At 72.1% G+C, this 24,469-nt stretch carries 16 protein-coding genes; 8 read left to right on the top strand and 8 right to left on the bottom strand.

What is annotated here, in order from left to right:
* Positions 1–10: 10 nt before the first annotated feature.
* The 3 genes from ACIGXJ_RS08495 to ACIGXJ_RS08485 all read right to left on the bottom strand — a co-directional run bounded on the left by ACIGXJ_RS08495 (position 11) and on the right by ACIGXJ_RS08485 (position 5,844).
* Positions 11–2,704 (bottom strand): prolyl oligopeptidase family serine peptidase, encoded by a 2,694-nt coding sequence (locus tag ACIGXJ_RS08495; RefSeq protein WP_399642571.1) that lies wholly within the window; start codon positions 2,702–2,704, stop codon positions 11–13.
* Positions 2,677–4,461 carry an N-acetylglutaminylglutamine amidotransferase gene (locus tag ACIGXJ_RS08490; RefSeq protein ID WP_399642570.1) on the bottom strand — a complete coding sequence of 595 codons (1,785 nt, stop codon included), beginning with the start codon at positions 4,459–4,461 and terminating at the stop codon, positions 2,677–2,679. Before ACIGXJ_RS08490 ends, ACIGXJ_RS08495 begins: the two co-directional genes overlap by 28 nt.
* A gap of 192 nt (positions 4,462–4,653) precedes the next feature.
* Positions 4,654–5,844: a glutamate--cysteine ligase gene (locus tag ACIGXJ_RS08485; protein WP_399642569.1), complete on the bottom strand. Its 1,191-nt coding sequence runs from the start codon at positions 5,842–5,844 to the stop codon at positions 4,654–4,656.
* A 312-nt stretch (positions 5,845–6,156) separates the two neighbouring features.
* Here ACIGXJ_RS08485 and ACIGXJ_RS08480 point away from each other — a divergent pair, with 312 nt between their 5' ends.
* Positions 6,157–6,531 carry a hypothetical protein gene (locus ACIGXJ_RS08480; RefSeq protein ID WP_399642568.1) on the top strand — a complete coding sequence of 125 codons (375 nt, stop codon included), beginning with the start codon at positions 6,157–6,159 and terminating at the stop codon, positions 6,529–6,531.
* A 90-nt stretch (positions 6,532–6,621) separates the two neighbouring features.
* Here ACIGXJ_RS08480 and ACIGXJ_RS08475 read toward each other — a convergent pair whose 3' ends face one another.
* From ACIGXJ_RS08475 to ACIGXJ_RS08465, 3 genes are all read right to left on the bottom strand, one after another.
* On the bottom strand, positions 6,622–6,924 hold the full coding sequence (locus tag ACIGXJ_RS08475) for a protealysin inhibitor emfourin (RefSeq protein WP_399642567.1): 303 nt from the start codon (positions 6,922–6,924) through the stop codon (positions 6,622–6,624).
* 85 nt (positions 6,925–7,009) lie between these two features.
* A complete protein-coding gene (locus tag ACIGXJ_RS08470) occupies positions 7,010–8,221 on the bottom strand; it encodes a M4 family metallopeptidase (RefSeq protein WP_399642566.1) in 1,212 nt (403 codons plus the stop codon).
* A 37-nt stretch (positions 8,222–8,258) separates the two neighbouring features.
* The gene (locus ACIGXJ_RS08465) at positions 8,259–9,203 is read right to left on the bottom strand and encodes an endonuclease/exonuclease/phosphatase family protein (RefSeq protein ID WP_399642565.1); all 945 of its coding nucleotides are present in this window, start codon (positions 9,201–9,203) and stop codon (positions 8,259–8,261) included.
* A 356-nt stretch (positions 9,204–9,559) separates the two neighbouring features.
* Between ACIGXJ_RS08465 and ACIGXJ_RS08460 the strand changes: the two genes are divergently transcribed.
* From ACIGXJ_RS08460 to ACIGXJ_RS08430, 7 genes are all read left to right on the top strand, one after another.
* Positions 9,560–10,015 (top strand): carboxypeptidase regulatory-like domain-containing protein, encoded by a 456-nt coding sequence (locus ACIGXJ_RS08460; protein ID WP_399642564.1) that lies wholly within the window; start codon positions 9,560–9,562, stop codon positions 10,013–10,015.
* Positions 10,016–10,046: 31 nt separating this feature from the next.
* Positions 10,047–12,767 carry a hypothetical protein gene (locus ACIGXJ_RS08455; RefSeq protein WP_399642563.1) on the top strand — a complete coding sequence of 907 codons (2,721 nt, stop codon included), beginning with the start codon at positions 10,047–10,049 and terminating at the stop codon, positions 12,765–12,767.
* Between the two features lie 27 nt (positions 12,768–12,794).
* A complete protein-coding gene (locus ACIGXJ_RS08450) occupies positions 12,795–14,957 on the top strand; it encodes a WD40 repeat domain-containing protein (RefSeq protein ID WP_399642562.1) in 2,163 nt (720 codons plus the stop codon).
* Between the two features lie 2 nt (positions 14,958–14,959).
* Positions 14,960–18,460, top strand: a complete 3,501-nt coding sequence (locus tag ACIGXJ_RS08445) for a hypothetical protein (protein ID WP_399642561.1) — start codon at positions 14,960–14,962, stop codon at positions 18,458–18,460.
* A 209-nt stretch (positions 18,461–18,669) separates the two neighbouring features.
* Positions 18,670–20,142 carry a sugar transferase gene (locus ACIGXJ_RS08440; RefSeq protein WP_399642560.1) on the top strand — a complete coding sequence of 491 codons (1,473 nt, stop codon included), beginning with the start codon at positions 18,670–18,672 and terminating at the stop codon, positions 20,140–20,142.
* A 115-nt stretch (positions 20,143–20,257) separates the two neighbouring features.
* Positions 20,258–20,848: a putative colanic acid biosynthesis acetyltransferase gene (locus tag ACIGXJ_RS08435; RefSeq protein ID WP_399642559.1), complete on the top strand. Its 591-nt coding sequence runs from the start codon at positions 20,258–20,260 to the stop codon at positions 20,846–20,848.
* Entirely contained in the window at positions 20,845–22,056 is a 1,212-nt protein-coding gene (locus ACIGXJ_RS08430) for a glycosyltransferase family 4 protein (RefSeq protein ID WP_399642558.1), read from the top strand. Before ACIGXJ_RS08435 ends, ACIGXJ_RS08430 begins: the two co-directional genes overlap by 4 nt.
* A 179-nt stretch (positions 22,057–22,235) precedes the next feature.
* Here ACIGXJ_RS08430 and ACIGXJ_RS08425 read toward each other — a convergent pair whose 3' ends face one another.
* Both ACIGXJ_RS08425 and ACIGXJ_RS08420 read right to left on the bottom strand, forming a co-directional pair.
* Positions 22,236–23,444, bottom strand: coding sequence for a glycosyltransferase family 4 protein (locus ACIGXJ_RS08425; protein ID WP_399642557.1), 1,209 nt, complete (start codon positions 23,442–23,444; stop codon positions 22,236–22,238).
* 32 nt (positions 23,445–23,476) lie between these two features.
* Positions 23,477–24,457 carry an NAD-dependent epimerase/dehydratase family protein gene (locus ACIGXJ_RS08420; protein WP_399642556.1) on the bottom strand — a complete coding sequence of 327 codons (981 nt, stop codon included), beginning with the start codon at positions 24,455–24,457 and terminating at the stop codon, positions 23,477–23,479.
* Positions 24,458–24,469 lie beyond the last annotated feature (12 nt).

Genomic DNA, 24,469 nt, shown 5'->3' with positions numbered 1-24,469 from the left:
CTCGTCGACGTCATCCGTGGCGCAGATGCCGTTCCATCCAGTCCGCGGCGGCCCTGCGGAACAACCGCCGGTTGTCGGCGCGCAGGAAGTCGTGTCCCTCGTCGCGCAGGGTGAGGAGCTCGGCGGGGACGCCGCGTTCCCGCGCGGCCCGGACGAACTGCTCCGACTCCCCCGGCGGCACATTGGTGTCGTGTTCGCCGTGCACGGCCAGCAGCGGCACCCGCAGCGCGTCGATGCGGCTCATCGGTGACAGGGCGCGCAGCAACTCGCGGTCGTGCTCGGGGTGCCCGTACTTGTGGGCCGCCGACTCCGCGATCCATGGTTCCGTCCCGGCGAAGAACGTCAGCAGGTCGGACATGCCGCACACGGCTACGCCCGTACGGAACAGGTCGGGGTGCCACACGAGCGAGGCGAACGTCAGGTAGCCGCCGTACGAGCGCCCCATGACCGCCAGCCGGGTCGGGTCGGCCGGGCCCGCCGTCACCGCGTGGGCCGCGCAGTCCGCCACGTCGTCGAGGGCGGCGAAGCGGCCCGTGCCCAGGTCGGCGTCGACGAACGACCTGCCGTGTCCGGAGGAGCCGCGGACGTCCGGGGCGAAGACGTCAAGACCGCGACCGAGGAGTTCGTGGTACAGCGGGTCGAACACCGGCCGTTCCTGCTCCTCCGGGCCGCCGTGCAGGTGGATCACGCACGGCGCGGGCTCGTTCGGCGGACGCCCCGGGGCGCGGTAGTACCAGCCGCTCAGCGGCAGGCCGTCCCGTGCCGTGAGGCGCAGCGGGACGGGCCGCACGGGCGGGCGGCCGGGCGGAACGGCGTCCTCGTCACGGGACGACCAGGGGGTGCGGAGCAGGGACACCCCTTCGTGGACCCACCACAGACCCGGACGGCGCTGCGAACCGGACAGCGCGAGCAGCAGCCGTCCGGCCCCGGCCGGCGCGACACGTGTGACGACCTCGTGCGGCAGAGGCACCGGGCGGGCGGGTCCGGCGGCGCCGGGACTCAGGCGTGTCGGCCCCGTGGCCTCCGGGCCCTCACCCGCCTGCCCTATGTCTTCGAGACTCAGACGCGCCGACCCCACGGCTTCCGGGCCCAGGCCACCTGGTCCCATGGCCTCCAGATCCAGGCCCGCCCGTCCCATGGCCTCCGACCCCAGGGACGCCAGACCCGCGGCCTCCGAACCCAGGCCCGCCCGTCCCACGGCCTCCGGACCCAGGCCCGCCCGTCCCATGGCCTCCGACCCCAGGGACGCCAGACCCGCGGCCTCCGAACCCAGGCCCGCCGATCCCACGGCCTCCGGACCCAGGCGCGCCGGTCCCATGCCCTCCGCGCCCAGGGACGCCGACCCCACAGTCTCCGGACCAAGGCCCGCCAACCCCATGTCTCCCGGGCTCAAGCGCGCCGCTCCCGCGGGCCCAGGGCGCGCCGCCGACGTCTCCAAGAGTTCGAGCTCGCTCGCCCCCAGCACGTTCCACGCCAGCACGGCCGTGCGGCCGTCGTGGGCCATCGACAGGAGTTCGAGGCCGCTGCCGTCCCGCTCCGCGACGACCGTACGGCCGCGGGGAACGCCGTCGGCGTCGAGGGCGAGGGCGTACAGCGCCGCGTACTCCCGCTCGGCGTCGCTGCGCAGCCACAGCGTCCGGCCGTCGAGGGAGAACCGGCCGATCCACGGGTCACCGTCGGCGACGGGCATCGTGCAGGTCGTCGTCGAGTCGGCAGTGCGCCGGACGACGGCCTCCCGCCGTCCGCGCGGCCCCCGGCGCAGCAGCACGAGTCCGCCGTCGTGGCTGATGTCGCACACGCGCAGGGTGGCGGCGTGCGTCTCCGTGGCGAGGAGCACGGGTGAGGCCAGTCCGTCGGGGTCGATGAGGTAGGCCGACAGGCCACCACCCGAGCGGATCGTCGGCGCGCCGAGGGCGGTCGCGCCGGTGTGCGTCGCGTCGCCCCCGGCGGTGCCAGGGCCCACGTCGTACGCGCTCGTCCCGAGGAGTGTCGCCCGGCCGTCCCGGCCGGCCCAGTCGGGCGGGGCGTGGCTGCCGTCGAGGGGGCCGGGGGCCGGGCCGGGGTCGGCCGAAGACCACGTACCGTCGCCGTGGGGGCGGCCGGCCGGTGCGGAGAGGGTGACGGCGATGGCCGAGCCGTCGTGCGCCCAGCAGCCGAGGTGGGCGGAGGTGTCGGGGTCGGCCCCGGCCAGGATCCGGCGGCCGCTGCCGTCTGGCCTCACGCACAGCACCCGTGAGTGCTCGCCGCCGCCGGGCGCGGTGGTGTACGCGATCCAGCGGCCGTCAGGTGACCAGGAGACCTCCGTGACGGGGTCCGGCGAGGAGTCGAGCAGCCGGGGCTCGTCGCCGTCGACGGGCCCGGCCCACAGCTGGGGGACGCCGCCCCGGTCGCAGATGAAGGCCGTCCGGCCGCCGTCGGGACTCGCGGAGGGATACCAGCAGCCGTGTGCCCGCAGGCGGGTGACGGCGTCCCTGGGGCCTCCTGCCTCGGACAGCGGCACCGCGACCGGGGCCGCGGTGCGTGCCCGGTCGTACGCGTCCGCCGGGCGGGGCGCGCCGGCCTGGTCGTGCGAGGCGGCCCCGCCGGTGTGGTCGTACGCGTCCGCGGTCCCGGGGGCAGTGGCGGCCGCGGCCGGCGGCCGTGCGGTCGTCGGCGTGTGCGTTCCCGGCCAGGCGGTCACTTGATTCCGTGCGTCTGCAGCCATATCTCCAGCAAAGCTACCTGCCACAGGGCGTTGGCTCCGCGCTTGGTCCGGTGCTCGTCCGGCGCCGCGAGGAGCTCGGTCACGTACTCGTCCCGGAAGAGCCCGCGCTTCTTCGCCTCGGGCGCCTCAAGGGCGTCGCGCACCCGGTCCAGGACGGGGCCCGCCATGTGCCGGATGGCCGGGACCGGGAAGTAGCCCTTGGGGCGGTCGACGACGTCGCGGGGCAGCAGCTTGCGTCCCGCCTCCTTCAGTACGCCCTTGCCGCCGTCGGCGAGCTTGAGCTCCGGCGGACAGGCCGCGGCCAGCTCGACCAGTTCGTGGTCGAGGAACGGCACGCGGGCTTCGAGGCCCCAGGCCATGGTCATGTTGTCGACGCGCTTCACGGGGTCGTCGACGAGCATGACGTGGGTGTCCAGCCGCAGTGCCGCGTCCAGGGCGGTCTCCGCGCCGGGTACCGCCATGTGCTCCTCGACGAAGCGTGCGGAGACGTCGTCCGGGGTGAGCATGTGGGGCTGCAGCATGGCCGCGAGGTCGGGGTGCCGTCGGTCGAAGTACGTCTCGGCGTACTGCTGCGGCTCGTCCTCGCGCGCGGCGGCGGCCAGCTCCGGGTACCAGTGGTAGCCGGCGAACACCTCGTCGGCGCCCTGCCCGCTCTGCACGACCTTGACGTCCTTGGCCACCTGCTCGGCGAGCAGGTAGAAGGCGACGACGTCATGGCTCATCATCGGCTCGCTCATCGCGGCGACGGCGCCGTCCAGGGCGGCCGACACCCGGTCGGAGGGCACCATCAGCCGGCGGTGGTCGGTGGCGAACTCGCGGGCCACCAGGTCCGAGTAGCGGAACTCGTCGCCCTCCTCCCCGCCCTCGGACTCGAAGCCGACGCTGAACGTCATCAGGTCGCGCTGCCCCTCGTCGGCCAGCAGCGCGACGATCAGGCTGGAGTCCAGGCCGCCGGACAGCAGGACGCCGACCGGTACGTCGGAGACCATCCGGCGGCGTACGGCGGTGCGCAGCGCCTCCAGCACCGCGTCGCGCCACTCGTCGGGGCCCATGCCGGCGTATTCGGCGCGGCGGGTGTACGACGGCTGCCAGTACCGGTGGTCGCGGTGGGTGCCGTCGGGCTCGACGACCCGCACGGTGGCCGGGGGCAGCTTGCGTACGCCGTTCAGGACGGTGCGCGGCGTCGCGACGGTGGCGTGCCAGCTCAGGTACTGGTGGAGCGCCACCGGGTCGACGGAGGTGTCGACGTCCCCGGCGGCGAGCAGGGCGGGCAGCGACGAGGCGAAACGGAGCCGGCCCGGGGTCTGCGCGAGGTACAGCGGCTTGATGCCGAGCCGGTCGCGGCCCAGCACGAGCCGGCCGGTGCGGTGCTCGACCAGGGCGAAGGCGAACATGCCGTGGAAGTGCTCGACGCAGGCGGTTCCCCACTGCTGGTAGGCCTTCAGCACCACCTCGGTGTCGGAGGTCGACTCGAAGCGGTGGCCGAGGCCGCGGAGCTCGTCCCGCAGTTCCCGGTAGTTGTACACGCAGCCGTTGAAAACGCCCGTGATCCCGCCGCGGGCGTCGGTCATCGGCTGCGCCCCGAGCTCGGACAGGTCGATGATCTTCAGCCGCCGGTGGCCCAGCGCCACCGCGTCCCTGGTCCAGACGCCCTCGCCGTCGGGCCCCCGGTCCGCGAGCCGGTCGCTCATGCGCTCGACGGCCGCGAGGTCGGGGCGCTCGCCGTCGAAGCGGATCTCGCCGCTCAGACCGCACATGCCCGGCCGCCTCCCTTCCGCGCGTCGGCGGACGTGAGCCGCGGTACGGGGACCGGGTCGCGCCTGCCGGTCGTAACCGGGGTGGTCTTGCTGGGCATGACGGAACTCTCCTTGCAGATGTGGTGTGCGGAACGGGTGGGGCCGACTGCCCCGATATGGCGTGGAGCGGGCGTCATGGCGCGGGCCCGTGGCTCAGCGGCCGACGACTTCGGCTGCTCCGGTGCCGGTCCGGGAAGCCGCCCCGTCCACTGCCGGGGACGGCAGGTTCCTGTGACCGACGGGTACTCGCCGGCGGTTTCTCTGTTCGCCGCGGGTCTCGGCGATCAGCATGTCCACGCAGGCCAGCAGGTCCTCGCGCTGGGCGGTGCGGCGTACGCGCTGGGCGGCACTGCCGTCGGCCAGAGCGGCCTCGGCCAGGGAGCGGACGGTCTGCCAGTCGCCGTGGGCCTCCAGCGCGGGGCGCAGCCGGGTGAGCAGGGATCGGACGACCTGCGCGGCGGGTGCCTCGCGGTGGCTGGAGGGGTCGATGAGGGTGCCTTCCAGGCCGGACCGGGCGGCTCGCCAGGTGGCGCCGCGCAGCCAGTCGTGACGGCCCTCGCAGGCCGGGGCTCCGGCGGCGAGGCGCTCGCGGGCGTCGGTCACCAGGGCCCGGAACAGTCCGGCGACGAGCACGACGGTCTCCACGCGCGGGCAGGCGTCGCAGATGCGCAGTTCCAGGGTGCCCAGGTGGTCGGAGGGGCGTATGTCGTAGTAGATCATCCCCGGGTCGGTGATGATCCCGGCCTGGATGAGCTCCTGCACCGCGGCGTCGTACTCGGCCGCGTCGGAGAAGCAGCCGGCCGGGCCCGCGGTGGGCCAGCGCTGCCACAGCAGCGTGCGCCAGCTGGCGTAACCGGTGTCGGCCCCCTGCCAGAAGGGCGAGCTGGCGGACAGCGCCAGCAGGACCGGAAGCCAGGGCGAGACCATGCACATGATGCGTACGGCGGTGTCGCGGTCGGGCACGTCCACGTGGACCTGGGCGCCGCAGATCAGCTGCTCCTCGGCGACCTGGCGGTACTCCTCGACCATGTGGCGGTAGCGCGCCCCCGCGGTGGGGTGCCCGGAGGAGGCGGGTGCCAGCGGTGCCGTGCCCGCGGCGACCGCCGCGAGCCCCAGCGAGGAGGCCGCCGCGTCGAGTCTGCGTCTGCTTCCGGCCAGGTCGGTGTACAGGTCGTCCAGGGTCGTGTGCACCCCGCTGTTGGTCTCCACGGCCGACTGATGCAGCTCCGTGGTGAAGTTCCGCCGGGGCAGTCTTCGTAGCACCGGGTCGGCGCGCGGCACGAGCAGCCCGCTCTCCACCTCCAGGATGTGGAACTCTTCTTCCACTCCAATACGTACACTCACGGCCACTCCTCGCGCTGTTGCCGAACGTCCGCCCGCCTCACGGCCCCCGACCCCTCCCGGCGGCCTCCGGGGCCGGCGTGATCACCAAGTGCCCCGGACGCGCGCAAGTAAGCCCACAAATGCGCGTTTGATGCCGGCACCGGGCACATGAGCAGGGCTTTTCTCGTTGGTGCACGCGGGACGCGCCCACCGGCACTCCGCGGGGTCTGCCGCACATCGTCTCCTCTCGTCGGGCCGGCCGAAGCCCGGGAAGTGAGTGCCGGGGAGCGAGAGAGACGCTGGAACGGGCGGAGAGGCTCCGGGCCCAGGGCGGTGGCCGCCGCCTCCGCCGCGGACGGCAACCTGCATGCCTGGGAGCACGAGTACCGCGGAGGTGACCACTGCTACTGGAGCGGCTCCAGCCGGAACCGGGACGGCGTGAAGGAGACCGCCCAGGCAGGCTGCGGCGGAATGCGGAACAGTGCCACGTCCCTGGAGAACCGCGGTTACGAGGGCGTCGACGCGGTGAACCTGTACTGGGACATCGACCAGGAAGGCGCCTGGGCATGCCTGGGCCGGGGCGAGATGTGGCTGGACCTGTCGCTGGGCCGGGAGACGTGCAGCCACAAGAGCCGGCTGAACAGCGGCGGTCACGGTGAAAACCTGCGGGACAACATCTCCGCCCACCAGTGGGTGGAGAGCTGCTGAACGGCCACCGCACAGGCACCGGAGATGCACTCCCGGCCCTCAACCGGGAGCACCGCTCGTACGCTGTCGAGGACGCCTGCCTGTCGGCTGTCAGGGCAAGCGCTGCTCCAGCCAGTCGAGCAGCGCCGCGAAGGCCGGGGACATCGTGGTGTCCGACCGGGTGAGGACCGTGGACCGGCCGCCGTCCTCCACCGTGATCGTGTAGCTCATCGCGTCCCGGGCACGGCCCGGCCCGGACGGGCCCTCGGCGTCCTGCGCGAGGGCGGCGGCGACCAGCCGGGCCAGCTCCGCCGCGGCGTCCTCGGGCAAGTCGTCGCTGTCCAGGACATCCGGCGGCAGACGGCGCTGGATCGCGGCCGCCTGCCCACCGTGTGTCGCCAGGGTCACCTTCATCCGGCCGATTCTCCCAGCGGGCCGCACACTCGGCCTCCTCGGCGGGGCGAGCGTGCGCGGACCGGCCGGCCCGGGCCGACTGTGGTCATCTGCCGGCCTTCAGCGAGGCCAGCTCCTTGGCCAGCCCGGTCACCTGGGCGGTCAGCGCGCCGACCTGCTTCGTCAGGGCGGCCAGGCCGTCTCCCTGCTCCCCCGCGCCGTCCCAGTGAACGGCGAAGGTGCGCGCACGGGCGACTCCGACCGGGACACCGCTGATGGTGATGCCCACCTCCCGCCATGCCGACATGACGGCCAGCTGCTCGGCGCTGTCGGAGCCGTACAGCTCCTCGGCCTTCTGGTAGGTGGTGTCGGCGAAATCCTGGAACTGGGTCTCCGCACTCGAGGCCTTCAGCGACTCGTACCAGATGAGCCCCGGAGCGCCCCACGCGTTGCCGCCAATGCGCTCCGCTGTGAGGTAGAAGGCCTTGTTGGGAATGCCGGAGTTGTCGTGCACCCCGCCCCAGTCGCCTTCCTCCGTGTTCGGCTGGCGCACGTATTTGCTGATGTGGTCCGGCTGGGAGTCCCTGCCGAAGAGGGGGTTGTCGTACGCCTCCCCCGGTGCCTTCATCGACCGCAGGGCGTCGGCGCCGATCCCCGGGGTGAAGATCTCGCTCCCGATCAGCCAGCTCGCCGTGTCCGCGGTCTGCTTCAGCGACCACTGCTCGACCAGTGCCCCGAACACGTCCGACATCGACTCGTTCAGGGCGCCGGGCTGGTCGTGGTACGCCAGGCCCGCGGTGAACTCGGTGACTCCGTGGGCCAGTTCATGGGCGATCACGCTGAGCGACCCGGTGAAGTCGCTGAACTTCTTTCCGTCCCCCTCCCCGAACACCATCTGCCGGCCGTCCCAGAAGGCGTTGTTGTACTTCCGGCCGAAGTGGACGTACCCGTCCAGGCGCATGCCCCGGTTGTTGAGCGAATTGCGCTGGAGCACCTGCTGGTAGAAGTCGCGTGTGGTGCCGAGGCCCTCGAACGCCCGGTTGACCGCCTCGTCCCCGGACGGCGGTCCGTCCTCCGACCGCGCGTGATCGGCGAGAGAACGGGACCTGTTCCCGTGGCAGTCGAAGATGGTCCGCCGAGCGTTGCCGGGGGTGGGGGCGCCGTCGAAGGACGACCAGACCGCTCGCTCTCCCCGCAGCCGCGTCGTGGTCAGCAGGGTGTCCAGCGCGGTCTGGCGCACCTCGCTGTCGTCGCTCTTCAGGAGTCGGAGCAGGAGCTGCGGGGGGATGATGCAGTTGACGCGGCGATTGCTGTTCATGGGATGCCTTCTGCGCGTGAGAAGCAGCGGCGTGCGCTCACTGCACTTCCAATCTGATGATGACGGGGCCGTGGTCCGAAGCCTTGGGCCTGTCCTGCCCGACGCCCGGGAATCGCGGGCCCTTGTACTTGGTCGCGCGCAGCGGCATCCCTTTGCGGAGGATCTCGGGCAGCACGTCCGGTGCCGCCTGGGCGAGTGAGGTCGACAGCAGGAGGTAGTCGAGCTGCCGGTACTCGTCGCCGCCGCTCCAGTAGTGCGTCCACCGCTCCTCGGCGGGCAGGCGGGTCACCACGTTGTCGACCTGATCCCAGTTGACGAGCTCGTCGATGCCCGAGCTCCCGTTGCCGTTGGGCTCCAGGTAGTCGTTGAGATCTCCCAGTATCACGAACGGATGGGCGCCCGGCTCCCGACCGAAGCGGTCCGTGACGATTTCCATGACCTTGGCCGACTGCCGCTCTCGCTTCGGCCGCGTTTCCGCGCGTCCCCCCAGCATGGACTTGAAGTGATTGACGAAGAGCGTGACCGACGCCTTCCGGTCCTGGTCCGTCTCGACCTCGATGTCGACCTCGAGGCAGTCGCGGGAGAAGAGTGCCGCGGTCGGGCTCGCGGGGTCCATGAGGTGCTGATACGAGCGGACATGGGTGATCGGCCACTTCGACAGCACCGCGACGTCGATCAGACGGGGATCGTTGCCGTCCACTCCGGCCACGTAGGGGTACTGGGAGCGTCCGCCCAGCGCTTGGGCCCGGAAGTGCTTGAGGGTGTCGACGTTCTCCACTTCCTGCAGGCAGAGCACATCGGCCGCGATGTCCCGCACCGCCGCCCCCGTAATGGCTTTGTCGTCGACACCCAGTTCCTCGAATCGGGTCTGGTCGACGACCCACCCTCGTGAGTTCGCGTTCGCCGGGTCGACGTTGTCCTTGAAGCGCCAGCGGGCGAAGAGATTCTCCACGTTGAATGTGGCCAGTCGCAGCGTCGTCATGGGGGCCTCCCGAGCACTCAGGACAGAGACGCGGATATGCGGGAGTAAGAAAGAAAAAGCGCGATCTGCACCCATGAGGCAGCAGCAACATGACGAGCGTCGGTGTCTACCAGCCCCCTTTTGCGCAGTAGACCCCCGCGGATATCTCCAGCTTCCCGCCGCTCACCGCACCTGGCAAACGGAGTGTATGCCACCGGCCGAAATTGACATGCTTTGCGCACGGGACGAATCTGGAGTCAGGCGCGCCTGAACGCCCCTCAGAAGTTGTCACTTCAATCAAACTTGCGTTCGTCGACTTCGGCCGCGCCCCGCCCGTCCTCGACGAGAATCCCGGCCGCGCCCGAGAGGAGACTCTCATGTACGGGCATGTGCGAAGCACCACCGGGGACGAGCCGATCTTCATGATCAAGATCAGCGTGTACGGCCCCGGCCTCAAGCTGATCGATCATGTCTACACCGACGAGGACGGCTACTACAGTGTCGCGGTGGCCGCCGGGGAGACGGTCACCGTCAGGTTCGACACCCATCACTCGCTCACCAACGCGGACAGCTGGCAGCCGTCGCTGATCACCGACGTGGTCACGGACGACACCGTGCCGCTCGACCGCCGTCTCGTCCCTGTCGGCCAGTTCGCGGACACGGCACGCGGCGTCGACATACTCGCCGCCTTCCTCCTGGCCTCGGCCGTGGAGGAACCGGAGTACGCGGCCCACGCCACGACGCGGCTGTCCCAGCTCAAGCAGAACACCCTGTTCCTCCAGCACATCCAGGCAGAACTCCTCCGGCACTTCACGGAGCAGGAAGAAGCCTGATGGGCCGTACCCGACCCGGTCGGTGGTCATCGTGCCCGCTTTCCTTCTCGTCCGCCCCTCGGACCATCTGCTGCTCGGGGCGGCGTGGTCCGGTCTGACCGTGGCCGAAACCCGTCCCGACGGGATGCCTGTGCTCAAGGCCACCGGCGACGACGCCCGGCTCGTGGTCTCCTTCCCGCCCCAGCACGTGGCCGAGGAGACGTCGCTGACCGGGCAGTCGGCCCCGAAGACCCTGCCGACGGCCTCAGGCACCCTCGTACCGGTCTGGAACGGCATCCTGTCCGGGCCGAGCCGGATCTCCTTCGCCCTGCCGAAGGGCACGGCCCTCGTCCCCACCGTGGACGGCGTCCTGGAGGCCATGGGCAGGGGCCGGCCGATCGCCGCGGACACCGCCGTCGAGCTGCCCTGGCGGATGGTCTTCGCCGTGCAGGACCGCCAGGGCGGCCAGGACATCACCTCCGACCATCCCCTGCTCCCCCTGACGGTCGGCGGAGTCTCGGGCCTGTGGCGCGCCCGCCTCCGCTCCTTGCGGCGAGAGCCGGGAACCCCCCTCCAGGACGCATTCCTCGCGGTGCACGCCGTCGACCCGGCGGCCGCCAGGTCACCGGATCCCGGGTTCGCCGTCCCGCTGGGCCAGGTGGGCCGAGACCGGCTCGCCGGCCAGGCCACGCCTGCGCAGCCCGCACGCGCCACCCGGCTGGAACTGAGCGCCCTGGGCGGCACCCTGACGGCCGCAGGCCGGTGGGACACCTTCCAGTGGGAGCACGACGCGGTGCTCGGCCGGGACGTCCGGGTGCGGACGGAGACCTCCGGCGTGCTCTACCCGCTGGGCCACCGGGCCCGGTACGTGGAGTTCAGCGAACGCGTCTTCGACCCGACGGCCGGCCACGCGGCCGTACTGCGCAGCACGTTCGTCCTCACCGTCACCGAGCCCGTCCGGCGGCCGCCGCCGGACGGGCCGGTGGCCCGCGCCTTCCCGTTCGGGGACATCGAGATCACCACCCTCGTGTACGGGGGCCTCGTCGGTGACCCCTGGCAGAACTTCCCCGACCCGGTCACCGGACCCCACCTCGGTACCTACTTCAAGCCCACGTTCGCCGAAGGCAACCGGCCGGTCGACTTCCCCGTACGCTGTGCGGCGCCCAGAGGTGACGTCCGGTTCCGGATGCAGCTGCTCTTCGTCGCAGACGTCACCGAGCCCGGCTTCTCCTCCCTCACGGACCCCGCCCTTGCCGACCGCCTGGCGAGTGTCCTCCCTCCGCAGTCGGTATCCCTTCCCGGCATCCCGATCGACCTGGTCCGGTCGGCCACACCCCGCGACGGCGACGTCCACGAGGTCCACGGCATCACCGTCGGCGGCACCCTGCACACCACCGGATACCGGCCGGTGCTCACCGGTCTCGACATACGGCTCCCGGCGCTGCGGACGCTGCTGGGCGAGGACGAACCGCACCGGGCCGAGTTCACGCGCGAGTACCTCGACCACGGCACCTCGCACGACATGCTGTTGAAGCTGGACCCTCCCGTCGAATTCGACTTCGTCGGCCGAAGCGACCGTTCGGGCGGTCTGGTGGCCCCGAAGTTCACGACGGACGCGATGTCCCGCGACCTCGGTCCCGTGAACTCCACGGCACAGCCGGCCCAGGGTACGGACGAGATCGACCCGGCACGGCTGTTCCCCCCGGAGGCCACCCTGCTGGGGTTCGCGTTGACCGAACTGGTCACCGGTCTCAAGAAGCCGCCGACCGTGACCTCCGAACTGAGGCCGGGCCGCCCGCCGGCCGCCAGGATGGCGTGGAAGGACGTACGCCTGAAGGCGAGCGGTCCGTTCCGGCCGACCGGTGAGAGCAGGCTCGACCTGACCGTGACGGCATCGGCCGACGGAACCGACACCCACTGCAAGGTGACCGACTTCGCGCTCGTGCTCCCGACGCCGTCCGCTCCGCTGCTGAAGGTGCAGTTCGCCGCCATGACCTTCACCCAGAAGAGCGGTGGACCGCCCTCGATCGCCCTGGAGGACATCGAGGTGGAGTTCCTCGGCGAACTCCAACTCCTCCAGGAACTGGGTGAAGCCGTCGACCTGTCCGACCTGGCGCCGCAGATCGACGTGGACCCCGACGAACTCACCGCGAGCTACTCGTTGCCGCTGCCATCGGTCGCCGCCGGCGCGTTCCTCATGACCAACCTGGAGGTGAGCACCGAGATCGCCGTCCCGTTCGACGGGAAGCCGGTGTCCGTCACCTTCGGCTTCGCGAGCCGGGACAACCCGTTCACGCTGACCGTGCTGATGTTCGGCGGTGGCGGCTACCTGGAGCTGGAACTCGACCACAGCGGGCTGCAACGCCTGGAGGCCGCGCTGGAGTTCGGCGCGATGGTCGCCGTCGACTTCGTGGTGGCCCGCGGGGAGGTCCACGCCTTCGGCGGGATCCGGTTCGAGCTGGCCGACGACGAGGTCACGCTCACCGGCTACCTGCGCATCGGCGGGTGTGTCGAAGTCCTGGGCCTGGTCTCGGTGTCGGTCGAGCTGTGCATCGCGCTGGCCTACCAGTCGGCGACCAAAGCCCTGGTGGGCCGGGCCACCCTGGTCATCGAGGTCGACTTCACGCTGTGTTCGGCGAGCGTCGAACTCGACAGCGGCAACTGGGTGCTGGCGGGCGGCGAGAGCGCCGACCCGACGCTGCTCGCCCTGCACGACACCGACGACGGCCTGGCGCGCTGGCGGGCGTACCAGGCGGCCTTCGCACCGCTGTGACCGGAACGTTGTGACAGGAGCGCAGTCATGAGCGAGATCGGTGAGCTGCTGGCGAAGGCGGAGCTGGGCTACGCTCCGTCCGAGATCGCCTGGGGCGACGACGGGCTGAGCCTGGTCGCGCTCGGGCCGCGCCGCACGGACGCCCCCTTCGCCACCCAGGCACTGTCGGTCGTGAACACCGGCTCGGGCGAGATTCGCTGGTCGAGCTCGGCGCTGGACACGACGTCCGTCGTGATCAGCCCTGACGGACAGCTCGTGGCCGGGACCGGCGGTGACGGGCAGGTGGAGCCCATCGAGAAGATCGTCGAACCGCTCGACTGCTTCGACCTCCCGCCCGACATGCGGGAGGAGTGCGAGCGGTTCAACGAGGAGGAAGCAGGCATCCACATCGTCGGCTGGACCCCGCCGCCGCGCCGGACCTGGGTGCGGGCGACGGACTCGGCCATCGTGCGGTGGCACCGGGACGATCCGGCCGGGGACGTACGGCACCTCGTCCACAGCCCCGACGGCGAGCTCCTGGCCGGTTCCGGCAACGGCCTGCTGGTGCTCGACGCGCTCGACGGAAGTGTCAGGAGCGCGTTCCCGGCTGTCGTCTCACAGCTGCCCGCCGTGTACACCCGCGACTCGCAGCGACTGGCGGTGGCCGAAGCGACCCGCATGGTGCTCGTCGACGTGACCACCGGGACCGTCCGCTGGACGACCGGGCTGCCCGCCGCCATCACGGCGTTCGCCTTCACCGCCGACGAGACGGCACTGGTGGTCATGACCGACGGCGAGGCCTTCACCCTGAGGACCGAGGACGGGAACATCCGCGAAACGGTCGCTCTCGAAGACCCGCTGCAGGGCGCGACGGGGACGGCCCTCAGCAAGGGCGGCCGACGGCTGCTCCGAATCGGTGCCGAGGCGATGGTCCTGTGGGACCTGTCCGACGGCAAGCGGCGCTTCTCGACCCCGGTCGGGGCCTCCGCCCGGGGCCGCTTCAATCCCGTCCTCCCGGAGATCGCGATCGCCTCGGCCAGCGGCGTGAAGGTCGTCAACTGCCTGCTCGGCACCACCGTGTGGGAGACGGCGACAGCCCCGCTGACCGGCCTGGCGTTCTCACGCGACGGACAACGGCTCGCGCTCGGCGGGCGGGGCGGCCAGAACTCCGGCTTCCTCCATATCCGCAGCATGGCCCCTTCGAGCGTGTCGAGCCTGGCCTTCGAGGGCCCCGTGAAGAAGATCGCGCTCACCTCGGCCACCGGGCCGCTGGCCGCCGCGGCCGGCCACGACCCCGGGGCCAAGGCCTCCTTGTTCCGCGCCGACACCGGCGACCTGGTCCTGGAGAAGAAGCTGCCCGGGGAGATCAACTCCCTGAAGTTCGGCCCGGACGGCCACCACTTCGCCACCGGCAACACGGACGGCGGCGTCCGGCTGTTCCGCACCGACACGGGCGAGCGGTTGTGGATCGTGCCGCACAACGCGCCGGTGGAAGGCGTCGCCTTCCTCCCCTCCGGCGGGAACGACGACGTGGTCACGGCCAGCCGGGACAAGACGGCACGCCGGCTCGCCCTCGACGACGGGAAGGAGGTCTGGAAGTCCAAGCACCCGCAACCGGTGACCCGGGTGACCACCAGTGGCGACGGCCGGTTCGTCGCGACCGCCTGCGCGGACCGCTCGACCCGGATCCTTTCACCGGACACGGGCGCCGAACTCGCCGTCTTCGCCCACGACGACAAGCTCAGGGCGATCGCCTTCAACCCCCAGGGCTCACTCCTGGCAAGCGGCGGGGACGACGGCGCGGTGCTCATCATCGCGACCGCCACCCGCAAGGAGATCGGGCGCTCCCAGCACACCAGCGATGTCACCGCGCTCGCCTTCAGCGGAGACGGCAAGCTCCTGGCGACCGCCGGCAAGGACAAGGTCGTCCACGTGTGGAACGTGGCGGCCGACCCCCCGCAGAAGGTGCGGACCCTGACGTTCCCGCAGATGATCACCCAGCTTCTCTTCCACCCGACCGACCCGCAGCTGGCGCTCGTCAACGACGAGCCGAAGCCGGCGGTCGTCATCATCGACCCGGCCGCCGACACCGAACTCGCCCGGCTCGTCCACCCGGCCACCGTCAACGACCTTGCCTACAGCCCCGACGGCAAGTTCCTCGCCACGGCCTGCGCGGACGGTCTGGCCCGCGTCTACCCGGGTCGGCGGTAGCGATGAGCACGATCGTCTGGGCGGCGGTGCCCGCCGGACTGACCGGGGGCCCGCAGCCGGCCGCCCGCATCCGTGTCCTCGTCGTGCCCCGGCTGGCCGCGGGCGCCCTCTCCGAATTCGGTCTCCAGGACTGGCCGTCCCTGCTCGCCGACGCCACGTTCGACCTGGAGGTCCGCACCGACGAGGGCGTCCACGAGGCGGAGCACCCGCTCCTGTACGACCCCGTCGCCGACAGCGACGCCTGGCACGCCTTCTTCGGCGGTGAGGCCGGGGTGGTCGAGGAGTGGACGCCGACGGAGCAGCCCGCTCCGCGGGTCGGTACGACGTATGCCGACGCCCGTGCCGTCGTGACGTCGTACCGGGAGTGCACGAGCATCCTGACCCGCGAGCCGGCAGACGGCGAGGACGCCGTACGCCAACGGATCGAGCGGTGGAAGACCCCCCTGTCGCCGTCCGGGGAGTCCGAGCCGCCCCTGCCGCCACTGCCGCCGGTCCTCGACTTCCACCGGACCGTGGCGACCCTGCGCGACCACCCCGCGGTCCTGGAAGCCCTGGGGCTCGTGTTCGAGCTGCGCGCCGACCGGGCCGACCTGGACATCGGCGCGGGCCCACGGTTCCTGCGGATCCGCGGCACGGACCTGCCGATCGACATCAGTTCGCCCTGGACCAGGTACGACCTCTCCGATACGGGTTTCTGGCCTGCGCCCGCCGACGGCTCCAGCGGCATCCGCAACGGGCTCCTCGACCTGTCCGGGGTCGGCCTCCTCGACTGGGCCGAGGGACCCGCCCCGGCCTGGGCCCTCAGCCTGATCGACGTCGACGGAGCCGTGCGCGCCCTGCGCACCGAGGCCAGGGCCCTGGACGTCGACAGCAGCCGCCGGCCCGCGCTGCCGGACCTGCGGACGGCCGGGCTCATGCTGATGCGCCCGGGCCGCCAGTCGGACTTCACCGCGCGCGCCGGAGTCGCCGCGGGCCGGCTCGGGGCCGGACTGCACGGCGCCGAGCTCACCGCCGAGGATCTGGTGCTGGGCTACCGGGTCGACATCCGGACCGGTGACGACGAGCAGTGGCACCCGCTGTGCACGCGCCGGGCGTCCTACACCGTCGAGGACGGCGACGGTCAGGTGATCCGGCTGGGCGATCCCGCGCTGCCCGAGGAGGGGCACGTCAAGCCCTACGCGGCGGTGCGGACCCCGGACGGACGGCTGCAGGCGGACGAGGTCGTCGTCCGCTGGGACGGCTGGAGCCTGGCGGTGCCCTTCATGGACCTGCTCGGCGGCGCCGCCGTGCCGGAGCCCGACCCGGCCACGGCACCGCCGTACGTGTTCCGCTGGGACTTCAGTCCTGTCGACGGCACCCTGCCCCGTCTGCGGTTCGTCGTCCGGTATGCGATGCGGGTGCGGATCGCCGACCTCACCGGCGGCGGCCCGGGCCTCGATGAACCCACGGGCCCCTCGGGCGCAACCGAGACGGTCAAGTACGCCCGCAGCGATCCCATCAGGCCGCCCCGGCTGAGCCACGACGGCACGTTCGGGGCCGGCGCGGCCCTGGACCGGCTGGTCGTCCGCAGCGACTTCGGCATGAACGCCGCCCAGTTCAGCGCGGCCCACCCTCAGTACCCGCCGGTCGAGCGGCGTGCCCTGCACCGGCCGACCGTCAGTTTCGGTCTCGCGGAGCAGCACGGGGTGTTCGACCCCCGGGAGGGGCATCCGGAGGACGTCGGCCCCTCGTTCACCGAGCGCACCTGGAAACTGGCCCTGCGCGCGCTACGCGCGGAAGCCTCCGGCGAGTCGGACGGCGCCCTTCCGGACCCGGCGACCAGCGGCGTCAACGCCTATGTCCCCGCCGCCCCGGGCGGGCCGGCCGCCCCGGTCACCGACCGGTCCGCCTGGGACGACTGGCCCTCCGCGGCCCCCAAGCGGCTCACCCTCTCCGACCAGCCGGCCGCCACTCCTCCCATCGCCCTCAAGTGGGTGAACGGTGACCTTGAGCTGAAGCTCGCCAAGGCCGAGGAGGTGGTTCTCGAACTCTCCTCCACCGTCACCGACGGCCTCCTCGACCACTTCTCCGTGAAGCAGTGGCTGGACCGGCCCCTCAGTGCCTCCGGCGTGCCCCTGCCGGCCAGCGAGTGGGAGGTCACCGTTCTCAACGGCAGGCATCCGGTGCTGTGTCCCGTCCGGCGGATCCACCTGGTGCACGCCGTGCGACGGCCGCTGGCGGAGCCCCGCTGGCAGGGCCGGCCGCCCGTCACGCGCGGCGAGGGGGACACGTTCGCCGTGCTGCAGCCCGTCTTCCCGCCGACCGGCCTGAACACCGACAGCACCGGCCGGCTGGAGATCTCCGCGGCCTGGCGGGAGTGGACGAACGACGGTGACCGGGACGCGAGCGTGGCGCAGGTGTACGGGCAGACCGTCGCGCGGGGTGACCCGCCCACTCCGGTGATCCGTCACGAGTTCGGCGACACCAAGCATCGCAAGGTCACCTACACGCTCAAGGCGATCAGCCGTTTCCGCGCGTACTTCGACGAGGACGACCCGGACGACGCCTTCCAGTTGAGCCGCCCCCAGGAAACCGTCACCATCCCGTCCAGCGCCTGCCCGCCGGACCTGGTGCTGCTGTCGACGACTCCGTCCTTCCGCTGGGAGACACAGACGGCCGCCTCACGGATCGCGCGTGTCCGCGCCTCCCGGCGGTTGCGCGTGGAGCTCGCCGGCCCCTGGTACGCGACCGGGGAGGGCGAACGGCTCGCCGTCCTGTGCGCCGCGCCGGGCGCGGCCCCCGCGGTTCCGGTGACCCGCGCCGGCCGGGATCCGCTCTTCGCGTCCGAGCCGCTCCCGCCGCTCGCCGCCGAGGAATGGTTCACGGGATTCAGCGAGCCTCCCGATGCGTCCTCCGACCTGGGCGCGTCCGTGCTGCTGATCCCTTACGCCGTCAGCCGCGACGGCGACCGCTGGTACGCGGACATCGAGATCGCCCCGCCCGCGGCGGCTCCCTCGTACGCGCCGTTCGTCCGGCTGGCCCTGGCCCGGTTCCAGCGCGACAGCGTGCCCCGGATGTCACTGTCGCCCGTGGTGGTGGCGGACCCGGTGCGGGTGCTGCCCGACCGTCGGCTGGTCGTCGAGCGGACCGGCCCCGACCTGCGCATCTCCCTGCTGGGGACGGGTCCTCGGCCGCCCAACCGGCTGGAGGCCGTACTGGAGGAGGCGCATGGCCCGGCCGGCACCGTTCCGGGCGCCGCGGACCTCGTCGACCTCGGCTCGCCGCCCACGGGCGCGGCCGGCGTTCCGGCCTGGCGTCCGCTGTCCGCCAGGGTCACGAGCGACAGCCCGGAGATCCCGTCGGTCCTGCGCATGCCGTCCGGTACCGGCCCGCTGCGACTGCGGGTCCGCGAGGTGGAACGGATCCCCGCCCTGCCGTCCTCTTCGGGCGACCCCGCCGAACTCCAGGACCGGACGCTCTTCGTCGACGTGGTCCGCCTCCCGCCGGACTGGCGGCCGAGCTGACTCCAGGCCCTGGGCGTCCGGGCGTTCGGCGCCTGCCGGGGCTCTGCCCAGGGTGCCCCCCTCCCCGTTCAGGTTGACCGGCGAATGGATGACAGAGCGGACATAAGTACCTATCAGTTGATATAAAGCTTGCGTGAGGATGCGACGGGCCCTTGAGCGGGCGGGGTGGCCGCGTCGGTCGGCTGAGATCGGAGCTTCCGAGGAGAGGCATGCGGCCCTTCAGTATCGCGGCGACCCGCCTGACGCCGGGCTCCGTGCCGCGTCGGCCGGTGCATTCAGAAGGCACCCAGCCACGCTGGTACGGCCCTCTGTCCGTCTGTGTGGACCTGGCCGGCGCGGCACTGCCGGTCGCGGCGGCGTTCGTGGAGGTCCACGAACCCCATCCGCTGCGTCTGGCGGCCGTCGCCGCCCTGCTGTGGCCGCTGATCAGAGTGGCCGGCAAGCGTTACACGCCCTCCGCCTGGGGTGACGGCGGTGGCCTCAGAGCCGTGGTGAGGGACTGGCTGCTGCTGGTCGGCGCGCTGGCGACGCTGCGCGTGCTGTGCGGACTGCACAGCGTGCCGGCCGAGGCCTTCACGGCGCTGGTCCCGGCGCTGTTCCTCTCCGCGGCCTGCCACAAGGTGATCCACCGTCACCTGCTGGCGTCCCGCCGCGACGGACGCGCGCTGCGCCACGTCCTCGTGGTCGGAGAGGGCCCGGTCATCGACGCGGTGGTCGGACAGCTCGCCCAGCGCACCGACCACGAGTACGTGATCGTGGGGTCCTGCCCGGTCGGCGAGGACGACGTGCTCTCCGGCGTCCCGGTCTACGTACGGCTCCCCCGCGAGGAACCCGGCACTCCCGAGCAGGACGCCATGACGGTGCTCGGGGCGGCCGACGAACTCTCCGCCGATATCGTCTTCGTGGCGACGAGCCCGCATCTGTCGGGCGAACGCCTGCGACGGCTGTCGTGGGCGCTGCACGACCGGGGGTGCCCGATCGTGGTGCTGCCCGGCATCGTCGAGGTCGCCCGCCGGCGGGTCCGGCTCACCTCGGCGTCCGGGCTCACCCTGCTGCACATCGCGCCGCCGTTGCGCCACGGCATGCCGGCTCTGCTGAAGGAGGCCGTGGACCGGGCGGGCGCGCTGCTGCTGATCCTGCTGCTCTCACCGCTGCTGGTGCTGCTGGCCCTGGCCGTGCGGCTCGGCTCACCCGGTCCTGCCTTCTACCGCCAGACGCGGGTGGGCCGGCACAACAAGCCCTTCCCGATGTGGAAGTTCCGCACGATGGTCGTCGACGCGGACCGCCTCAAGAGCGAGCTGGAGGCGGCGAACGAGAACGACGGCCACATGTTCAAGATGCGCCGCGACCCCCGGGTCACCCCCCTCGGCCGCGTCCTGCGCCGCTACTCGCTGGACGAGCTGCCCCAGTTGTTCAACGTCCTCCTCGGCCACATGTCCCTGGTCGGCCCGCGCCCTCCGGTGCCGGAGGAGGTCGTCAGGTACAACCCGGTGGAGATGCGCCGGCTGCACGTCAAGCCGGGCCTGACCGGACTGTGGCAGGTGAGCGGACGTTCGGACCTGTCCTGGCAGGAGACGGTGTCGCTCGATCTGCGCTATGTCGACAACTGGTCCCCGTCCATGGACATGAACGTCATGGCCCGCACGGTACGCGCGGTGCTCAACGGCCAGGGCGCGTACTGAAGCTCCTCCATCCGGGCAAGCCTGCCGTCAACACGCATGAATCGCGGGTGATCCGCCTCCCGGGACGTGAAGGATCGCGGAGCCGAACGCCTCCGCCTCGGGAAAGGACACTGTCATGGCGCAGAGCGCAGTCGCCCCACAGCCCGGTGACGCCCGGCCGGCCACCTCGCACCGACCCGTCGTGGAGCGGTCCCTGCGCGGCTTCACCGGCGCCGGATACGACAAGGGGCGCCCCCTGCTCGTCCAGGCCGCCTGGTTCGCCGTCCTCCACCTGGTCTTCGTCAAGTGGTGGTGCCCGCACCGCTGGCGCCCTGGGCTGCTGCGCGCCTTCGGCGCCCGTGTCGGACAACGGGTGCTGATCCGGCACGGAGTGCGGGTGCACTGGCCGTGGAAGCTGGAGATCGACGACGACGTGTGGATCGGCGAGGGTGCCTGGATCCTCAACCTCGAGCCCGTCACGATCGGCCACGACTGCTGCGTCTCCCAGAGCGCGCTGCTGTGCACGGGCAGCCACAGCCCCCGTTCGGCCACCTTCGAGTTCGACAACGGCCCCATCCGGCTGGAGCCGGGCAGCTGGGTCGCGGCCCGTGCCGTCGTACTGCGCGGGGTCACCGTCGGCCGGGGCGGCGTGGTGGGCGCCGGCGCCGTCGCGCACCGGGACGTCGCGCCCGGCACGGTCCTGAGGTCGAAGGGACGTACGGCATGAAGCTGCTCCACGTGGTCACGCTCATCAGTGACGACGGTGCCTTCGGCGGGCCGCCGAGCGTGGCGGTCGCCCAGGCCCGGGAGCTGGCCGCACGCGGCCAGGACGTCACGCTGATGTCGCTGTGGCGGGGCAGCGGGCGGGCCCCGGAGCGCGTCGGCACCGTCCGGCTGCGCTCGCGTCCGGCCCGCAACCTGCTGCCGGGGCGGGGCTTCATCGGCCTGCTGCACCCCCTGCTCCTGCGCGACCTGTGGCGGGCCATGGGAGACGCCGAGGTCGTGCACGTCCACGCCGGGCGCGATCTGGTCTCCCTCTCCGCCCTCGCCGTCGCCGCCCTGCGCCGCGTGCCCTGTGTGGCGCAGACGCACGGCATGGTCGAGCCGCGCACCGCGCTTCCCGTCCGGCTGTTCGACCTGCTGTACCTGCCACTGCTGCGGCGGACGCGCGCCTGCTGCGTCCTGACCGAGCAGGAGCGCGGGCTGGTGGCGAAGGTGCTGGGGCCGGCCGGCCCGCCGCTGCGGATCCTGCCCAACGGCATCGAGCCGGGGCCGCCCGAACCGGCGCCGCGGCAGCCGCGCGAGCCCCAGGTGCTGTTCCTGGCCCGGCTGCATCCCCGTAAGCGTCCCGAGGCCTTCGTGGAGATGGCCGCGCTGGTCCACCGGCAGGTCCCCGAGGCCCGTTTCACCCTCTACGGCCCGGACGACGGGTCGCTGCCCGCCGTACGCCGGCTCATCGCCGAGGGGCCCGCGGGCGTGGTCCGCTACGGCGGTCCGCTGGATCCCGCCGAGACACGCGAGGCCTATCGGACCGCGGCCGTCCATGTGCTGGCGAGCGTGAACGAACCCTTCGGCATGACCGTCATCGAGGCGCTGGCCGCCGGCACGCCCGTGGTCTGCACCGACACCTGCGGCATCGCCGACGAGCTGGCCCGCCGTGGTGCCGCCCTGGTCACCGACGGCAGTCCCGAGTCCATGGCGGCGGCGGTCCGCCGGCTGCTGGGCGACCCGGAGCTGTGGGCTCGGATGTCGGAGGCCGGCCGGCGTGTGGTCGAGGACGTCTACTCCATCGGCGCCGTGGTGGACCGGCTGGAGGAGATCTACCGGGCCAGTCGTCCTGAGGAGCCCCTCGGCCGAGGCCGTGCGGGTCACCGTGTACGCCCGGCGGGCGGCCGGACCCGGCAGGAGCCTGCGCCGACGGGCCGGATCGGCTGACCGACCGGGCCCGGCCACCGGAGCAACCGCGCCGGCCGTCCTGCCCCACCCACCGCACCGGCCGTCCCACCCCGAGCCGCCGTGGCACCGGTCCTCCGGTGCCACGGCGGCGCTCCCCTGCGGGAAGGCCGCCGATCGGCCGTGGCCGGCGCGCGGGGCCGGCCACGTGGGACGTCCTTTCAGGGCCGGCGGCGTCTTCCGCCGGCGGTCACGCGGTGCAGGATGTCCTCGAAGCGCGAGGCGCAGTCCTCCAGGGCGAACTCCCGCTCGGCCAGGGCGCGGCTCTCCTTGCCCAGTTGCTCGGCCCGGGCCGGGTCGGACAGGACCTCCCTGACCCAGGCGGCGGCACCGTCCAGGGCCGACCCCTCCGGCGGGAAGACCGCCGACCCCGCCTGCCGGAGCAGCCGCGCGGCGAGGTTGTCGGCGGGCATCAGGCCGAGCACCGGCCGCCCGGCGCACAGATAGGACAGCGTCTTGGAGGGGACCGAGAACTGCCCCGCCTCCGGGCCCAGCAGGACGACGAGGACGTCGCCCGTGCCGAGCACCTCGGGCAGCCGTTCGTAGGGCTGGAAGGGCAGCAGGGTCAGTTCGACGCCTCGCGCCGCGGCCGCGTCCCTGAGGACGGGTACGGCGGGGCCGTCGTTGACGACGACGAGACGGACCGGGCTTCCCTGCTCGCGCAGCCGCTCGGCCAGCCGCACCAGCAGCTCCGGGTTGTGCTTCAGCCCGAGCGTGCCCGAGTAGAGCACCGTCCGTACGTCGTTCAGCCCGTGTTCCGCCGACCAGCCGTTGGCCCGCGCCACCGGGACGATCTCATCCAGCGGCGCCCAGTTGGGGATGACGGTGACCTTGTCGGCGGTGCCCCACTGCCGGTGGACCCGCACGAACGAGTCGGCGATCACCACGACGGCCGCGGCCCGCCGCGCCGACCACTTCTCGGCGGCGCCGAACACCTTGGCCGCCAGGCCCATCGACCTGGCGACGTCGGCGGCGGCGAAGCTCTTCAGCGCGACCGCGGTCACGTCCTGGTGCCACAGCACCCAGGGGATGCGCAGCCTGTTCAGGACGGCCGCGGTCACGGCCAGGACCGGGATCGGCAGGTTGGACAGCAGTGCCACGTCGGGTTTGTCGCGGCGGACCTGCCGGGCGAGTTCGAGTCCCAGCCGGGTCTCCTGGCCGAGCCGGCGGAAGTAGGCCTCCTTGCGCAGCCTGACGCCGTCCCCGATGGTGGCGAAGCGCAGGCCGGGGGCGGGTCCGGCGAGGTCGCCCTTGCCGGAGACGTAGGCCGTGCACGTCGAGTGGACGACCTCGTGACCGCGGCGCGCCAGCTCCCGGCTCAGCTGGGCCTGGAAGGGGTGGCCGCTGTAGTCGTGGACGAGGATCCTCATCGTCCCGGCGCTTGCGCGCAACGCTTCGGGCGTCACTGGTGGGAGCGCTTGACCTGGTCGTAGACCCATGCGTACGTCTGTTCCAGTCCGTCGGCCAGGGAGACCGACGGTTCCCAGCCGTAGATCTCGCGGATCAGGGTGTTGTCGGAGTTGCGGCCGCGCACGCCCTGGGGGGCGTCCAGCCGGTAGCGGCGCTCGCAGCGGATGCCGGCGATCTGCTCGACGATGTCGACGAGCTGGTTGATGGTCACCAGCTCGGAGGAGCCCAGGTTGACCGGCTCGCCGCTGTCGCCCTTCATGATCATTTGAGTGCCGTGCAGGCAGTCGTCGATGTACATGAAGGAGCGGGTCTGCAGGCCGTCGCCCCAGATCTCGATGCGGTGGTCGCCGGAGAGCACCGCCTCGGCGATCTTGCGGCACACCGCGGCGGGCGCCTTCTCCCGGCCGCCGTCCCATGTGCCGTGCGGGCCGTAGACGTTGTGGTAGCGGGCCACGCGGGTGACGAACCCGTAGTCCTCGGTGTAGTGGCGGCACATGCGCTCGGAGAAGAGCTTCTCCCAGCCGTAGCCGTCCTCGGGCTGCGCCGGGTAGGCGTCCTCCTCGCGCAGGGCGGTGACGTTCGGGTCGGTCTGCCTGGCGGCGGCGTAGACGCAGGCGGAGGAGGAGTAGAAGTAGCGCTCCACCCCGGCCTCGTGCGCGGCCTGCAGCATGTGGGTGCTGGTCAGGACCGACATCATGCAGGCGGCCTTGTTGTTCTCGATGAAGCCCATGCCGCCCATGTCCGCGGCCAGCATGTACACCTGCCGTGCGCCGCGCACGCCCGCGCGCGCGTGCTCCAGGAGCGAGAGGTCGGCGATCACGTTCTCGGCGCCGTCGTGGACCTGGTACCACTCGTGCCGGGGCTTGATGTCGATGGAGCGGACGGTCAGCCCCTGGGCCAGGAGGGAGCCCACGAGATGCCCTCCGATGAATCCCCCGCCACCGGCGACGACGACGTCGACCTGCCTGTCCATGCGCAACTCCCT

Source organism: Streptomyces sp. NPDC053367, assembly GCF_044545925.1.
Lineage (GTDB): Bacteria > Actinomycetota > Actinomycetes > Streptomycetales > Streptomycetaceae > Streptomyces.
This window is presented reverse-complemented; position numbering and strand designations above follow the sequence as displayed.

Excerpts from the sequence above, each read along its gene's own strand:
- ACIGXJ_RS08495 (WP_399642571.1), bottom strand. The coding sequence starts at position 2,704 with ATGGCTGCAGACGCACGGAATCAAGTGACCGCCTGGCCGGGAACGCAC.
- ACIGXJ_RS08490 (WP_399642570.1), bottom strand. The coding sequence starts at position 4,461 with ATGTGCGGTCTGAGCGGCGAGATCCGCTTCGACGGCGAGCGCCCCGAC.
- ACIGXJ_RS08475 (WP_399642567.1), bottom strand. The coding sequence starts at position 6,924 with ATGAAGGTGACCCTGGCGACACACGGTGGGCAGGCGGCCGCGATCCAG.
- ACIGXJ_RS08470 (WP_399642566.1), bottom strand. The coding sequence starts at position 8,221 with ATGAACAGCAATCGCCGCGTCAACTGCATCATCCCCCCGCAGCTCCTG.
- ACIGXJ_RS08465 (WP_399642565.1), bottom strand. The coding sequence starts at position 9,203 with ATGACGACGCTGCGACTGGCCACATTCAACGTGGAGAATCTCTTCGCC.
- ACIGXJ_RS08460 (WP_399642564.1), top strand. The coding sequence starts at position 9,560 with ATGTACGGGCATGTGCGAAGCACCACCGGGGACGAGCCGATCTTCATG.
- ACIGXJ_RS08450 (WP_399642562.1), top strand. The coding sequence starts at position 12,795 with ATGAGCGAGATCGGTGAGCTGCTGGCGAAGGCGGAGCTGGGCTACGCT.
- ACIGXJ_RS08445 (WP_399642561.1), top strand. The coding sequence starts at position 14,960 with ATGAGCACGATCGTCTGGGCGGCGGTGCCCGCCGGACTGACCGGGGGC.
- ACIGXJ_RS08440 (WP_399642560.1), top strand. The coding sequence starts at position 18,670 with ATGCGGCCCTTCAGTATCGCGGCGACCCGCCTGACGCCGGGCTCCGTG.
- ACIGXJ_RS08435 (WP_399642559.1), top strand. The coding sequence starts at position 20,258 with ATGGCGCAGAGCGCAGTCGCCCCACAGCCCGGTGACGCCCGGCCGGCC.
- ACIGXJ_RS08430 (WP_399642558.1), top strand. The coding sequence starts at position 20,845 with ATGAAGCTGCTCCACGTGGTCACGCTCATCAGTGACGACGGTGCCTTC.
- ACIGXJ_RS08425 (WP_399642557.1), bottom strand. The coding sequence starts at position 23,444 with ATGAGGATCCTCGTCCACGACTACAGCGGCCACCCCTTCCAGGCCCAG.
- ACIGXJ_RS08420 (WP_399642556.1), bottom strand. The coding sequence starts at position 24,457 with ATGGACAGGCAGGTCGACGTCGTCGTCGCCGGTGGCGGGGGATTCATC.